The sequence below is a fragment of the Pseudomonas sp. R15(2017) genome (assembly GCF_002112685.1).
GTDB lineage: Bacteria > Pseudomonadota > Gammaproteobacteria > Pseudomonadales > Pseudomonadaceae > Aquipseudomonas > Aquipseudomonas glycinae.
Genome location: NZ_NEII01000002.1, coordinates 385,993 through 400,059 on the forward strand (window position 1 = coordinate 385,993; position 14,067 = coordinate 400,059).

Sequence of the window (14,067 nt, forward strand, 5' to 3'; positions counted from 1 at the left end):
GGCACATCAGACGATTCTTAAACTGGCGAGTCGGGTGACCCGCCTGTCATTCGTAAGTAATCGTATAGGTCACGCTGCTGTTGGCCGTTCCCGATTTCAACGTCTCGGCACTGCGGTAATAACGAGCCTTGAGCGCGATGGTGAATGCGCCGGTGGCGGTTTGCGTACCGATATCCAGCGCCTTGTCGTAGGTGACGGGCGTTTCATTGGACAGAATCTGGACCTTCACCCCTTGGGCAGTCTCGGCGGAGGTGGCGTTGGCGAGGTTGAGCAAACCCTTGGTGTTGTCATAAACGCCCGCACTGTCGGCACTGAGGGTCAATTTCACTTTGGTGCCGACGTCGCAGCTCAGGGGTATTGAAAACGCTTGTTCTGCCGCTGTCGTGCCCGCGCTCGCCAGTTGCTTCATGCCGACCTCTCCCAGCGGCACGCTGATGTCGGTCTTGTCGACGAAACAGCCGAGCGTGCTGACGGTGAAGGCGGAAGACCGCACACGTGACTCCGGAGTGACCCAAGTGGTGTGGTTATTGATCAAGGCGAAGCCACCTACGATTTGAGACGCCATTTTGCCTGGCTCGATTGTGCCGATTTTATAGAACACCAGTTTCAAAACGGCCTGCATGGGCTGAGTCGGAAACGTCCCATTGAGCGCCTGGCACAGACGCTGCACATCCACACCGCCGATATCGCTTGTGCCCGTCACCGGCTTGAACCCCTTGCAGGTGTCGATGGGCTCGCCGTACACCGCATAACCGATGCCGGAGTCCGTGCCGCCAAGCTTGTAGATGTTCAGGCCGTTGATTTGCGAAGACGCCAGTCCGAAGCCTTTCACATAGAACCCTTGGTGGGTGAAACCGCTGGTGCAATTGAAGGTGTTGATAGGTCCGGTCACAACAGTTGTGCCGATTTCGGCGCCAATCGGTGTGTCGTGCCGCACCGTCATGTCGGGAATGCTAAGCATCGTTTCAAGGGTCGAGGTCGTACAACTGGCTGCGCCTGATGTCGTCGAGAAGGTGGCGGATAGCAAAAAAAGGAATATCGGCAGGCGGGCATCTGATTTCATGAGCTAATAGGTCGCTAAATTTAAGTTTCGAATAAATTACCCGGCCCGCTTTTATGAAAGCCATCAGAACATTCCTAAACAAGTCTGCACGCAAAAGATTTTCCAATTATTCTGCCCTTAGTGGCGATCATGTCAGTGTTGAAGAACTTGTGAATTTACTCTCATTTGTGTGCTGGTCAGATATCCTGCTTTTGTTTTTTGTATTTTATTTATTGGGATTATTTTGGTGAACGGCAGCCATACTTTTCCGCTTGCGCCCTGCGTAAGGAGGTCGCACCTAACCCGGAGCTCAAATCGACCTCATTCGTCCAGAAGCAGCCGTTCATGGGCGGGCGCTTTCGGCCAAAAGCGGACGCCCAAGGCTAACTTTTCTCAACCCAAAGCGGCCACCATCATGTTCCAGTATTATTGCGCCGATGCTCGGACTGCTCATAGGTAGGTTGATGTATGGCCAGAAGCGTTAGGCTTCAACAGAAACTTCATTCAAAGTATCTCGTTGAGGTAGCGGGAGAGGTGGTGCTTGATGACTGCCTTGTTGAAAAGCTATGGGCGTTCAACAGAGGTGACAGGTTTGAGTTGAATTCGCGCTCCTTCAGTTTTGGGCCTGTTCAAAAATACCGCTTGGAATACGTGATAACGAGAGGACCGATTTCTGGGCATTGGCTTTACAAAGAATTTGACCCAAAGGAACTGACATTATTTTTTACGGCTAAAGACTTTGCCGGCATTTGCCATGGCTGGACCTTGTTTGACGAGTGACCACTCAGCGTTAGCTTTCTAGGAGGCAGCTTCTGGCCGATTTCAGCCTTTCGCGACCGGCTGAAACCGAACCGAAACAGTCAACTTTGATGGTTGGAGACGAGCAGAGGATTGGGGTCGGAAAAAATGCTGGTTGCCGGCATTCTACCAGCGAAAAAACCTTCGAAAACCAGCTGCATTCTTTCACGAAGATCGTAAACCTCCTTCCTTTTGAGGTTTTCAATCTTGAAACTGTCTCGACGATCTAAGTGGCAGCCGAATAACAGAAAGGTGTAACTGAATATGCGGAAAATCCGCCTAGAGAGCTCTTGGGAGGGGCTTTTGCCCATTGCGAGTTGATATAGCGCCCACTCCAGCATCCAGTAGTCATCGTGAGCCCAGATTGATTCTTCGTGCAATCGCCCTATAAACGAATAGTCGTCGTATTCCTCGCAGTCAGAAGAATTTCTAGCGATTACAGAATGAGCATCCATCGAGGTAAGTCCCTTCTCATATGTCTTGGCAGCTTCGCAGGGCAGCGAGAGTGCTCTCTAACAGCGAATAGCCTACACTACCTTCTACTATTTTCTGGCACTAAAGAAGCGTTCTCAGCGATAGCTTTTGGCCGAAACCCGCCTGTCAAGAAGGGCAACCACCGACCCAACTCTGCCGGTCATAACAGGCTTCTATCGACTCATAGCTACCGGTCGCCCAAAGTGATTATCACCATCGCAGCGTTTCAATACGCCACTCCTGCGAGCCAGTTACAGCTTTTTCTCAATAGCTTCGATGGCTGCCACATACGCATCATTGCCGATCCCGACTTGGCCCCACACCTCACGTTCTTCTCCGCGTTGACGGTCATATTGTTCATCAGCATCCCAAAGCGTGAGTATTTGGTTCGGAAAGCAGTACTCGTAACGGTCGAACTCATGGGGGCCAGAATCGTCCGAGGCAGCCATCAGTGAGAACAACTCAGCCGCAGAGATAGCAAAAACATCAACCCCTTTAAACGTGAAGTTGAGTTGAGAGCTCCAGGAAACGCCTATGAACTGGACTTCATCGCTAGGGCCGTACTCAAGCTGGATTGAAGATTCGCAGAAATAATCGACGCGGCCATTGGAGCACTCCAGCTGGAATCCACTCACAGACATTGCTTCCCTTGCTGCGGTACGTGAAGCGCCAAGCCGTGCGGGGCCGATTGCTTCCAGCGGCAAAATCTCAAAAACAGGCATTCACAAATGCTTCCTGAAAATGAACAACCTAATCATTAACCTGGTGCGATTTCAACATGTTAAAGCGTCGTTCCCAAAGACCGCTTCTGGCCGGAAGCGAACTTTTCAGGTGACAGCTACGGGTCATAGACGGTCACTCTGACAGATTGCTATTGGCGAGACTCATTCATTCTGCGGGGGAGTATCCGCAGCTCGCGCACACAGCGCCAATTTTGTATTTGATCTGACTTATTTGCAGACAGGTGTCGCATGGCTCAGACTGGAAATCCTTCCGTTTTTCTCTGATACAAAATGTCTGAAATGCTGCCAAAGCCAGTCTTGCCTGGCCTCATGCTGAGGCGATGGCGCCAGTTGCACCGGGTCAAACAGTCCTGCGCAGCGGAGTTGTTTCGCGTCACTCAATCGACGATTTCACGTTGGGAAAATGGCGTACTGGAGTTGGACCCCCTCTCACAACAGAAGCTTGAGCAGTTGTTAGCCGCGCGCCTCACTTCAGATGCGGATCAGGCGCTGGCCCGAATGGTTCGTGAAAGCAAACGCCCAGTTCATCTCATTTGTGATCTGACGCACCGTCTATTTGCTTGCTCATCTGCACGAGAATCCCAGTTCGCGAGGCCTGTCAGCGAGCTGCTGGGACAATCACTATGGCGCTTCGCTACGCCCAGTATTCTGACCAAAGAATCAGACTTGGATAAACTGGGTTGGCGCGAGGGCTTTGCCCCTCCGGCGCTGGAGTTTCTTACGGGCAATAATGATTCGCTTATCGTGCCGATCTGCCAAAGTCTGTGTCGCTGGACACGTATCTCTCTTTCCGACGGAACAGCAGCGCGTCTGGTTGAGTCGCTTTGACAGCGTCGTCCGGAATATTTTATGCGTGGACGCTGCTGCTCTCGAGATCTAGTCTGATGTGAATGGCTGAGCAACACCTTGCTCGGCGACAGAGCCAGAGATATTCATGGACATCGGAAAAATTAAAGGACGTCTCGAATTTCTCCGTGAAGCGGAGAAGCTCAAAGACGTACTCAGAAGCGCTCACACTTCTTCTGGGCGCAAAGAAAGTACGGCGGAGCATAGCTGGCGCCTTTGCTTGATGGCCTTGGTCTTTGGGGATTACTTGACCAATCTTGATAGGCTGAAAATGCTCAAGATGTGTGTCATTCACGACTTGGGAGAAGCCATCAGTGGAGACATTCCCGCCGTTGATAAAGACTCATTTCCCAATAAAAGCGATCAAGAAAGAAGCGACCTATTACTCTTGACCAAACCGTTGGATGAATCGCTAAGATCCGAGATACTGGCACTCTGGGATGATTACGAAAACGCGTCATCTCCAGAAGCGAAAGCCGTCAAGGCTCTGGACAAACTGGAGACAATGCTTCAGCACAACCAAGGCATGAATCCACCGGACTTCGATTACGAATTCAATCTTGCTTATGGCAAAGAATATACGAATACCGCGCCACTATTCGAAGCGTTGCGCAATATCATTGACCAAGACACCAAGGAGAACATGCTTGCCAATCCGAAGTTGACCAGCCCATAACATATCTTTTCGTCGAAGCAGCGCATGGTCGGCAAAACAGAGGCTGAGATGAAAAAGGCTGCAGGCAAGCGTGCTCGTCATATCGCTTTGCTAACAAAGGTGCCAATGTCATTCCGGTCGATGCTCAAGAGGGATGAAGGGGATAGTTTTTTTCCTCTACGCCAAACGTCCGCTTTTGGCCAAAAACGGCCGTCGATCGCCACATACCTCAGAACACTAAAGTGTTTTTCCACCTGCAGAGAATTGCTTAGAGCACTCTTCGCCAGCCAACCCCCCATTCAAAAACATCCGTTCAACAACCCGTGCCGAATCCGCATGGGCCGCACGCCCGCGCAGTTCGGCATCCACTAGCCCGTAGACCAGCGATATGAACAGCTCGGTGAAAATCGCCGCGGTGATGTCGATGCGAAACAGCCCCGCCTGCTGGCCTCGCAAAAAGAACCCGTCCAGCGCCTCCAGATAAAACAGCCAGCGCATGCCACCCTGTTCCAGGTCGAGGAAGTCAGGTCGGTATTGCGCCATCAGAAAGGCTAGCAGCTCGCGGTGGGCGAGGTGTTCCCGGATCAATCGCCGCAGCGCTTCCAGCGGTTCCAGGTGCTGTAGGCCGGCGTTGTCGATGATCAGCTTCAGCGTGCCCTCGGCGTGCTCCTCCAATTTGGCCGTCAGGTTTTCCCTAGTTCCGCAGTAGCGGTGCAGGGTGGCCTTGCTCACGCCTGCCTGTTGCGCCAGTTCCTTCATCGTCGCCCGCGGCCGGTTGGCCACGGCCAGGGTCAGCGACTTGAGCAGCTGTTCATCATGGGAAATCGAGTTCATCACGGGACCTTGGCGACAGTCATACAAGATTCACAAAATACTCACATGAGACATTATTGACTCATAATGCAATGAAACGTAGCATTCGCGCTAAATTCGATCAAGCCTTGGGTGAGTTATGGGCAGTTTGCGTGCGGTAGGAATGGCGGGTTCGCTGGCAGTCGCCATTGCGTTGGCCGGGTGTGGGCCGGCAAGTGAACAAGCGGCGGTGGCGGAAGTGGCACGCCCGGTAGAAGTGGTGGCGGTGAAGACCGAGCCTTTGGCACTGACATCAGAGCTACCGGGCAGGGTAGAACCTATGCGCGTCGCGGAAGTGCGCGCCCGGGTGCCGGGCATCGTGATGCAGAAGCGTTTTGAAGAGGGCGCGGATGTGAAAGCCGGGGATCTGTTGTTCCAGATCGATCCGGCACCGCTCAACGCAGCGTTGTCACGGGCCGAAGGTGAACTGGCCCGCGCCCAGTCCGTTGCACTTGAAGCTCAGGCCCGGGTCAAGCGCTATGAACCGCTGGTGAAGATCGAAGCGGTCAGCCAACAGGATTTCGACAGCGCCATGGCGGATCTACGCAGCGCTCAGGCAGCTACGCGTTCGGCCCAGGCCGATCTGCAAAGTGCCCGGCTGAACCTAGGGTATGCCTCGGTGACGGCGCCGATTTCCGGCCGTGTCGGCCGTGCGTTGGTCACCGAAGGGGCGTTGGTCGGGCAGGGGGACGCGACGTTGATGGCGCGGATTCAGCAACTGGATCCGGTGTATGTCGACTTCACCCAATCGGCTGCCGACGCGCTGCGCCTGCGCGAATCGCTGAAGGACGGGAAACTCTCTGCTGACGACAACAAGGCACTGTCGATTCGCGTCGACGGTACCAACTACGAGCGTCAGGGTTCGCTGATGTTTACCGATGTCGCGGTGGATCGCGGTACCGGGCACGTGTCGTTGCGCGGCAAATTCGCCAATACCGACGGCGTGCTGTTGCCGGGCATGTATGTCCGGGTGCGTACGCCACAGGGCACCGACAGCCAGGCCATTCTCGTGCCGCAACGTTCGGTGCAACGGGGCAGCGATGGTTCTGCCCAGGTGATGGTGGTCGGTGCAGACGAGCGGGTCGAAGCGCGCAGTGTGGTCACCGGCGCCATGCAGGGTTCGCGCTGGCAGATCAGCGAAGGGTTGAAGGCGGGCGATCAAGTAATTGTTGGAGGTCTTGCCGGTTTGCAACCCGGAGCCAAGGTCGTGCCTGGTCAGTCACAGACCCGGGCTCAGTCGCCTGAACCGCAACAGTAAGGGCGCCGTCGCCGCGAGGATTTCCTGATGTCTCTGTTTTTCATCAAACGCCCGAACTTCGCCTGGGTGGTGGCGTTGTTCATCTCTCTGGCCGGCCTGCTGGTCATCCCGATGCTGCCGGTGGCGCAGTATCCCAACGTTGCGCCGCCGCAGATCAAGGTGACGGCGACTTATCCTGGTGCCTCGGCGAAAGTGCTGGTGGACTCGGTCACCAGCGTGATCGAAGAGTCGCTGAACGGTGCCAAGAACCTGTTGTATTTCGAGTCGACCAACAACTCTAATGGCATTGCCGAAATTGCGGTGACGTTCCAGCCGGGGACTGATCCGCAGCTCGCTCAGGTCGATGTGCAAAACCGCCTGAAAAAGGCCGAAGCACGCATGCCCCAGGCCGTGCTTACCCAAGGTTTGGAGGTGGAGCAGACCAGCGCTGGTTTCCTGCTGATCTACGCGCTCAACTATAAGGAAGGCTCCCGGCATACCGACACGACAGCGCTGGGCGACTACGCCGCGCGCAACATCAACAACGAACTGCGCCGGCTGCCGGGTGTGGGCAAGTTGCAATTTTTCTCTTCCGAAGCCGCCATGCGGGTCTGGATCGATCCGCAGAAACTGGTGGGTTACGGGCTCTCCATCGACGATGTGAGCACCGCGATTCGCGGGCAGAACGTGCAGGTGCCGGCCGGCAGCTTCGGCAGCACGCCGAGCAGCAGCCAGCAGGAGCTGACCGCGACCCTGGCGGTGAAAGGCACGCTGGATAATCCGCAAGAATTTGCCCGCATCGTCCTGCGTGCCAACGAGGACGGCTCGACGGTCAAGCTGGGCGACGTCGCCCGCGTGGAAATCGGCCAGGAAAGCTACAACTTCAACTCGCGCCTGAACGGCAAACGGGCCGTGGCGGCAGCGATCCAGTTGTCCCCCGGTGCCAACGCGATCCAGACCGCGACCGCCGTCAAGGAACGCCTGGCCGAGCTGTCGGCATACTTCCCGGACGACGTTGAATACTCCGTTCCCTACGACACTTCGCGTTTCGTCGACGTCGCCATCGAGAAGGTGATTCACACCTTGATCGAGGCGATGGTGCTGGTATTCCTGGTGATGTTCCTGTTCCTGCAGAACATCCGTTACACGCTGATTCCATCGATTGTGGTGCCGGTGTGCCTGCTCGGTACGCTGGTAATGATGTACCTGCTGGGATTCTCGGTGAACATGATGACCATGTTCGGCATGGTCCTCGCCATCGGCATTCTGGTGGACGACGCCATCGTGGTGGTGGAGAACGTCGAGCGAATCATGGCCGAAGAGGGCCTGTCGCCGGTCGACGCCACGATCAAGGCCATGGGCCAGGTATCCGGTGCGATCATCGGTATCACCCTGGTGCTGTCGGCGGTGTTCATGCCGTTGGCGTTCATGTCCGGTTCGGTGGGTGTGATTTACCAGCAGTTCTCGGTGTCGCTGGCGGTGTCGATCCTGTTCTCGGGTTTCCTCGCGCTGACATTCACGCCGGCGCTGTGTGCCACGCTACTCAAGCCGATTCCTCAAGGGCACCATGAAAAGCGCGGCTTCTTTGGCGCCTTCAACCGTGGCTTCGCGCGGCTCACCGAGCGTTACTCGATCCTCAACAATGGACTGGTCGCCCGTGCCGGGCGGATGATGCTGGTGTACGTGGGCATTATCGCGATGCTCGGTTACTTCTACCTGCGTTTGCCGGAGTCGTTCGTGCCGGTGGAAGACCAGGGCTACATGATCGTTGACGTCCAGTTGCCGCCGGGCGCAACCCGTACCCGTACCGAAGCGAGCGGCGAACAGCTTGAGCGCTACCTCGCCTCCCGTGACGCGGTGCAGTCGATTTTCCTGGTTTCGGGCTTCAGCTTCTCCGGGATGGGCGATAACGCGGCGCTTGCATTCCCGGTGTTCAAGGACTGGTCGCTGCGTGGCGAAGATCAATCGGCGATGGCCGAGGTCATGGCGCTGAACGAACAATTTGCCGTGACCAACGACGGCGCCGTGATGGCGGTGCCACCGCCACCGATTGATGGCTTGGGTAACTCCGGCGGTTTTGCACTGCGTCTGCAGGATCGCGCTGGCCTCGGCCGCGAAGCCTTGCTCGCCGCCCGTGACCAGGTGCTCGGTCAGGCCCACGGCAACCCGAAAATCCTCTACGCCATGATGGAAGGCCTGGCCGAGTCGCCGCAATTGCGCGTAGTGATCGACCGTGACAAGGCCCGCACCCTGGGCGTGAGTTTCGAGTCGATCAGCAGTGCGTTGTCCGCCGCATTCGGCTCCGAAGTGATCAACGACTTCACCAACTCTGGTCGTCAGCAACGTGTAGTGGTGCAGGCCGAGCAGGGCGACCGGATGACCCCAGAAAGTGTGCTCAAACTGTACGTGCACAACAGCGCCGGCAATCTGGTGCCGCTGAGCGCCTTCGTCACCACGCACTGGGAAGAAGGCCCCGTGCAACTGGTGCGCTACAACGGTTATCCGTCGATCCGCATTGTCGGTGACGCCGGGCCGGGCTACAGCACCGGTGAAGCCATGGCGGAAATGGAGCGAATCGCCGCGCAATTGCCGGCAGGTTTCAGTTACGAGTGGACGGGGCTGTCGTATCAGGAAAAGGTTTCCAGTGGTCAAGCGACGCAACTGTTCGCACTGGCGATTCTCGTGGTGTTCCTGTTGCTGGTCGCGCTGTATGAAAGCTGGGCAATTCCGTTGACGGTGATGCTGATCGTGCCAATTGGTGCCATCGGTGCGGTACTCGCGGTGATGGTCGCCGGCATGCCCAACGACGTGTACTTCAAGGTCGGTCTGATCACCATCATCGGTCTGGCGGCGAAGAACGCGATCCTTATCGTCGAATTCGCCAAGGAGCTGTGGGAGAAGGGCTACAGCCTGCGTGACGCCGCCATCGAGGCCGCACGCCTGCGATTCCGTCCGATCGTCATGACCTCCATGGCGTTCATTCTCGGTGTAGTGCCGCTGGCACTGGCCACCGGGGCAGGGGCGGCGAGTCAGCGTGCCATCGGTACCGGTGTGATCGGCGGGATGCTCAGCGCGACATTGCTGGGCGTGCTGTTCGTACCGATCTGTTTTGTCTGGGTGCTGTCGCGGTTGCGCAGCAAACCCGCGCCTGTCGAACAACCCGCTTTGGCTCAGGAGTGATTCCATGCGTATTTCAGCATTCTCTACGCTGGTGATCGCCATGCTGTTGGGCGGTTGCTCGCTGGCACCGACTTATGAACGTCCAGTTGCGCCGGTTGCGGAACATTGGGCGGGAGAGGCGACGAAGCAGGGCAGTCCGATCAATCAACTGGCGTGGCAGACGTTTATCGTCGATCCCGAACTGCGCCGCCTGGTGGTAATCGCGCTGGACAACAACCGTTCATTGCGCCAGACACTTCTGGACATCGAGCAAGCCCGGGCGCAGTACCGCATCCAGCGGGCCGACCGGGTTCCGGGCTTGAATGCCAACGCTTCCGGTAATCGTCAGCGCCTGCCGGCGGATCTGGCCAGCAATGGCCTGGCGGGGGTTGCCAGCAGTTATCAGGTCGGCGTGTCGCTGCCGGAGTACGAGCTGGATCTGTTTGGCCGGGTGAAGAGCCTCACTGACTCTGCGTTGCAGGAGTATCTGGCCACCGAAGAGGCGGCCCGCGCCGCGCAAATCGCCCTGATCGCCGAAGTCAGCCAGGCTTATCTGATTCACGATGGCGCCCAGCGTCGTCTGGATCTGACGCAACAAACCCTGATCAGCCGCGAATATTCCTTCGCGCTGATCAGTCAGCGCCGCTCGAACGGTACGGCTACAGCGCTGGACTATCAGGAAGCGCTGGGGCTGGTCGAGCAATCCCGCGCCGAACAGGAAAGCAATCTGCGGCAGAAACAGCAGGCCTTCAACGCGCTGGTGCTGTTACTCGGTACCAAGGATGCAGCGAAGTCGATTCCTGAACGGCTGTCGACGGAGCCGATGCTGGTTCAGGACATTGCGCCCGACACCACCTCCACCTTGATCGAGCGCCGACCGGACATCCTCGCCGCCGAGCACCGATTGCAGGCGCGCAATGCCGACATCGGCGCTGCTCGGGCGGCGTTCTTTCCGCGTATCAGCCTGACCGGCAGCTTCGGCACGTCCAGCGCGCAAATGTCCGGTTTGTTCGACGGCGGCTCGCGGTCCTGGAGTTTTGTGCCGAACCTGTCGCTGCCGTTGTTCGATGCCGGGCGCAACAGTGCCGGCCTGAGCCTGGCGGAAGCGCGCAAGGACTCGGCGGTGGCGGCTTATGAGGGCACGATTCAGACGGCGTTTCGCGAGGTCGCGGATGCACTGGCCGCCACCGACACCCTGCGCCGGGAAGAAGCAGCCCGACGCGCATTGGCCAACACCAGCAGCGAAACCCTAAAACTGGCCAAGGCACGTTATGAAGCTGGCATCGACAGTCACCTGCGTTACCTCGATGCCCAGCGCACCAGTTTCGTCAATGAAACGGCATTTATCGAGGTCAGCACTCAGCGGCAAATTGCCCTGGTCGATCTGTTCCGCTCGCTGGGAGGAGGCTGGTCGCCGGACAAGTCCTGACAACAGCTCCTTTGGGTTGGCACGTCCAGCCATTCAGCCCCGTGAACCGAGAGGTCGCGGGGCTTTTTTTTGCTTGGTGGAACGTTATTGAGGACGGGCGAGATTGGCAGCGCCATGCAGGAACATCTGTTCCACGACGTTGGCCGAGTTGGCACTGGCGGCGCGCCCACGGCGTTCGGCATCAACCATGGCGAAGATCATGGTCAGGAACAGCTCGGTAAAGACCGCCGCCGTGATATCGATACGGAAAGTGCCCAACTGCTGGCCGCGCAGAAAGAATGCATCAAGGGCATCGAGATAGAAATGCCAGCGGTTGCCTTCATCAGTGTCCGAAAACGTGTCGGGACGATACTGAAAAAGCAGGAAAACCAGCATTTCACGATGCGCCAGGTGCGCATTGACTAGACTGCGCAGCGCCTGCGCAGGCTCTTCGTCCAGCAGATTGGTCGTGGAGGTGATCTGGTTGAGAACGGTCTCGCCGTGGCTTTCCATCATCAGCACCAGGTTGTCACGGGTGCCGCAGAAGCGATGCAACGTAGCCTTGCTGACGCCGGCGGATTCGGCCAGCTCCTTGAGCGTCGCACGTGGGCGATCAACGATGGCGAGGGCCAGCGCTTTGATGAGTCGTTCGTCTTGGGGCGTAAGGGTGGACATCACTCGGTCTCGGATCGAATTTCAGTGCCTCGAATTGTGCAGAAAAAGCTCATTGGTGCAATGAAAACAACAGAAATCGAGCAAAGCATTTCATCTGAGACAGTTTTTTCTCAATTCTCACTGCACGGATCGTAGCCGTCGCCACAATGTGGTCCGGCTGATGCCGAGGCGGCGTGCCGCTTCATCGAGATTGCCCTGACAACTGTCCAGCGTCTCCTGTACATACCGCAGTTGCGCGGTCTTGCCGATCATGTGCAAATCCGATTCCCGTGAAGAGGCTTTCGGAGCCGGCGTCAGGGCTGGGCATTCGCACAGTTCCGGCAACACGCGGGCCAGGTAATGCTCGTCGAGGCCATCGCCGTGCAGCAGCTCGCGAGCGGAGAGCATCGCCCGTTCGATCACGTTCTCCAGTTCCCGGACATTGCCCGGCCAGGCATAACGGATCAGGTGCGGAAGCAGGGCGGTCGGAATGTCGGCGGCACCCGGCGGCTGGCCCTGTACCAGCAGGCGCTGGCTGATACCTTGGCAGATGAGGGCGATGTCTTCGGGCCGGTCGCGCAACGCTGTGGTCTGCAAGCGCAGGATGTTGAGCCGGTAGTAGAGGTCGCTGCGAAAGTCACCGTCATCCATTGCAGCGCGTAGGTTCCTGTGGGTGGCAGCGATGATCCGCACGTCGATGGAAATCGGCTCGGTGCCGCCTAGGCGCAGCACCTCGCGCTCTTGCAGCACGCGCAGCAGGCGGGTCTGTAACGACACCGGCATGTCGCCGATCTCGTCAAGAAACAGCGTGCCGCGGTGCGCCGTTTCGAACAAGCCGGGCTTGCCGCCCTTGCGTGAGCCACTGAACGCGCCTTCCTCGTAGCCGAACAGTTCGCTTTCCAGCAGCGATTCCGGAAACGCCGCGCAGTTGATGCCGACAAACGGGCCCTGCCGCCGAGGGCTCTCGTTGTGGATGCCTTGGGCCAGCAGTTCTTTGCCTGTGCCGCTCTCGCCGGTGATCAGGATCGTCGAGTGGCTAACGGCGAACCGCTTGGCCAATTGCAACATGTCGCGGTTGACCTGGCTGTTGCCGGCCAGTTGCTCAAGCCGATAGCGGGCCGTGAATGCGCCTGGCCGGCGTGTGGAGCGGATGCGTTGGTCGGCGCGCTGCACGGCAGTGATGTCCTGGCAGGTCAGGACGAGGCCAGTGCGCTCACCGCTCTCAAGGATGGGCAGCAGGTTACTGACCACGGCATGGGAACCGAGCCTGATCACCCGGTTTTCCTCGCCGCTGCCATCCCGTAATGCTTGCGGCAAGTCCAGTTCGGGACACAGTTGCTGCAAGGGCCGGCCCAGCGCTTCGCCGGCCGGTAGATCGAGCAAATGGGCAAGGGCCGGATTGAGCGATTGCACGACGCCATGGTTGTCTACCGCCGCCACGCCGGTGGGGATGTGCTGCAGCACGGCGTTCAAATGACGGCGTTTGGCGATCTCGATGCGTTGGCTGTCGAGGATGCCCAGAGCCTCTTCCAGGGCCTTACGTACGGTGTCCTCGCTAAGCGAGAGCACGCCGTGCAGGCCGGCCTGCAGCGCCAGCTCCACCACTGTCGAGGAGCCGATGATGCTGCGACAGCCCAGTCGGGCGGCATGCTCGACCGCTTCGCGGGCTTGCTCCAGCGTGGTGTAGGCGGCTTGGTGAACCTGCACGGTGAACAGCGCATTCATGGCCTGCAAGTCATGGTTGATGCTGTTGTAGCTGACCAAGGCCACTTGCGGTGAATGCTCGCGGGCCTGCCCCAGCGCACGCAACAGGTCATCGCCACCGACGTGCATTGTCAACACCGGTCGAGCCAAATGTTTGCGCAGGTAGGCGGCCGTTGCACCGGCGCAGACGAACACGTCGGCTTCACCACGCTGTTCGAGCTCGCGCGCGGTTTGCAGCGCTTCGGACACCGAAGTGTCGAGCACTTCAATGCGGGTGTCGGGGTAATCCCCGGTAAGCCCTGCCACCACCTGGGCCAGGCGGCTGCGTTGCCGAGGACGTTGCAAATGGCTGATCAGCACGACGACCCTGGAGGCGGAGGAGTGCATGGCGAGACCTGTTCAGAATTGAAATGTCGCAATACTGAATCAAAACCTTTCATCTGTGAAATGCTTACTCAGTCGATGCCGCATCTCCATTGACCTCAAACTCCCGAT

Annotated in this window: 12 protein-coding genes; 6 read left to right on the forward strand and 6 right to left on the reverse strand. The window is 57.9% G+C overall.

The features are described 5' to 3' along the window. Positions 1-46: 46 nt before the first annotated feature. Positions 47-1,063 carry a fimbrial protein gene (locus CAF77_RS05275; protein ID WP_139831559.1) on the reverse strand — a complete coding sequence of 339 codons (1,017 nt, stop codon included), beginning with the start codon at positions 1,061-1,063 and terminating at the stop codon, positions 47-49. Between the two features lie 447 nt (positions 1,064-1,510). On the opposite strand from CAF77_RS05275, the gene CAF77_RS05280 reads away from it, so the two are divergent. Next, the gene (locus CAF77_RS05280) at positions 1,511-1,822 is read left to right on the forward strand and encodes a hypothetical protein (protein ID WP_085654131.1); all 312 of its coding nucleotides are present in this window, start codon (positions 1,511-1,513) and stop codon (positions 1,820-1,822) included. A gap of 80 nt (positions 1,823-1,902) precedes the next feature. Here CAF77_RS05280 and CAF77_RS05285 read toward each other — a convergent pair whose 3' ends face one another. Next, on the reverse strand, positions 1,903-2,295 hold the full coding sequence (locus tag CAF77_RS05285) for an Imm41 family immunity protein (RefSeq protein WP_085654132.1): 393 nt from the start codon (positions 2,293-2,295) through the stop codon (positions 1,903-1,905). Between the two features lie 270 nt (positions 2,296-2,565). Beyond that, a complete protein-coding gene (locus CAF77_RS05290) occupies positions 2,566-3,036 on the reverse strand; it encodes a hypothetical protein (RefSeq protein ID WP_085654133.1) in 471 nt (156 codons plus the stop codon). A gap of 291 nt (positions 3,037-3,327) precedes the next feature. Here CAF77_RS05290 and CAF77_RS05295 point away from each other — a divergent pair, with 291 nt between their 5' ends. Further along, a complete protein-coding gene (locus CAF77_RS05295) occupies positions 3,328-3,885 on the forward strand; it encodes a helix-turn-helix transcriptional regulator (protein WP_085654134.1) in 558 nt (185 codons plus the stop codon). 106 nt (positions 3,886-3,991) lie between these two features. After that, positions 3,992-4,579 carry an HD domain-containing protein gene (locus tag CAF77_RS05300; protein ID WP_085654135.1) on the forward strand — a complete coding sequence of 196 codons (588 nt, stop codon included), beginning with the start codon at positions 3,992-3,994 and terminating at the stop codon, positions 4,577-4,579. A 216-nt stretch (positions 4,580-4,795) separates the two neighbouring features. Here the strand turns inward: CAF77_RS05300 and CAF77_RS05305 are convergent, their stop codons facing one another. Continuing rightward, a complete protein-coding gene (locus tag CAF77_RS05305) occupies positions 4,796-5,392 on the reverse strand; it encodes a TetR/AcrR family transcriptional regulator (RefSeq protein WP_085654136.1) in 597 nt (198 codons plus the stop codon). A 118-nt stretch (positions 5,393-5,510) separates the two neighbouring features. Here CAF77_RS05305 and CAF77_RS05310 point away from each other — a divergent pair, with 118 nt between their 5' ends. From CAF77_RS05310 to CAF77_RS05320, 3 genes are read left to right on the forward strand one after another with little or no spacing between them, the layout of a single operon-like run. Then, positions 5,511-6,668, forward strand: a complete 1,158-nt coding sequence (locus CAF77_RS05310) for a MexC family multidrug efflux RND transporter periplasmic adaptor subunit (protein WP_085654137.1) — start codon at positions 5,511-5,513, stop codon at positions 6,666-6,668. A 27-nt stretch (positions 6,669-6,695) separates the two neighbouring features. After that, complete coding sequence (locus CAF77_RS05315; RefSeq protein WP_085654138.1) at positions 6,696-9,827, forward strand: efflux RND transporter permease subunit; 3,132 nt, start codon at positions 6,696-6,698, stop codon at positions 9,825-9,827. Between the two features lie 4 nt (positions 9,828-9,831). After that, positions 9,832-11,235, forward strand: a complete 1,404-nt coding sequence (locus CAF77_RS05320; RefSeq protein ID WP_085654139.1) for an efflux transporter outer membrane subunit — start codon at positions 9,832-9,834, stop codon at positions 11,233-11,235. 84 nt (positions 11,236-11,319) lie between these two features. On the opposite strand, the gene CAF77_RS05325 is transcribed toward CAF77_RS05320, so the two are convergent. Together CAF77_RS05325 and prpR are read right to left on the reverse strand one after the other, a co-directional pair. Beyond that, positions 11,320-11,889 carry a TetR/AcrR family transcriptional regulator gene (locus CAF77_RS05325; protein WP_085654140.1) on the reverse strand — a complete coding sequence of 190 codons (570 nt, stop codon included), beginning with the start codon at positions 11,887-11,889 and terminating at the stop codon, positions 11,320-11,322. A gap of 117 nt (positions 11,890-12,006) precedes the next feature. Next, the gene (gene prpR / locus CAF77_RS05330) at positions 12,007-13,959 is read right to left on the reverse strand and encodes a propionate catabolism operon regulatory protein PrpR (RefSeq protein WP_085654141.1); all 1,953 of its coding nucleotides are present in this window, start codon (positions 13,957-13,959) and stop codon (positions 12,007-12,009) included. Positions 13,960-14,067: the final 108 nt, after the last annotated feature.

What these genes read in the sequence shown, in the direction of transcription:
- CAF77_RS05305 (WP_085654136.1), bottom strand. Translation starts at nt 5,392, where the DNA reads ATGAACTCGATTTCCCATGATGAACAGCTGCTCAAGTCGCTGACCCTG.
- CAF77_RS05290 (WP_085654133.1), bottom strand. Translation starts at nt 3,036, where the DNA reads ATGCCTGTTTTTGAGATTTTGCCGCTGGAAGCAATCGGCCCCGCACGG.
- CAF77_RS05300 (WP_085654135.1), top strand. Translation starts at nt 3,992, where the DNA reads ATGGACATCGGAAAAATTAAAGGACGTCTCGAATTTCTCCGTGAAGCG.
- prpR (WP_085654141.1), bottom strand. Translation starts at nt 13,959, where the DNA reads ATGCACTCCTCCGCCTCCAGGGTCGTCGTGCTGATCAGCCATTTGCAA.
- CAF77_RS05320 (WP_085654139.1), top strand. Translation starts at nt 9,832, where the DNA reads ATGCGTATTTCAGCATTCTCTACGCTGGTGATCGCCATGCTGTTGGGC.
- CAF77_RS05275 (WP_139831559.1), bottom strand. Translation starts at nt 1,063, where the DNA reads ATGAAATCAGATGCCCGCCTGCCGATATTCCTTTTTTTGCTATCCGCC.
- CAF77_RS05280 (WP_085654131.1), top strand. Translation starts at nt 1,511, where the DNA reads ATGGCCAGAAGCGTTAGGCTTCAACAGAAACTTCATTCAAAGTATCTC.
- CAF77_RS05310 (WP_085654137.1), top strand. Translation starts at nt 5,511, where the DNA reads ATGGGCAGTTTGCGTGCGGTAGGAATGGCGGGTTCGCTGGCAGTCGCC.
- CAF77_RS05325 (WP_085654140.1), bottom strand. Translation starts at nt 11,889, where the DNA reads ATGTCCACCCTTACGCCCCAAGACGAACGACTCATCAAAGCGCTGGCC.
- CAF77_RS05285 (WP_085654132.1), bottom strand. Translation starts at nt 2,295, where the DNA reads ATGGATGCTCATTCTGTAATCGCTAGAAATTCTTCTGACTGCGAGGAA.
- CAF77_RS05315 (WP_085654138.1), top strand. Translation starts at nt 6,696, where the DNA reads ATGTCTCTGTTTTTCATCAAACGCCCGAACTTCGCCTGGGTGGTGGCG.
- CAF77_RS05295 (WP_085654134.1), top strand. Translation starts at nt 3,328, where the DNA reads ATGTCTGAAATGCTGCCAAAGCCAGTCTTGCCTGGCCTCATGCTGAGG.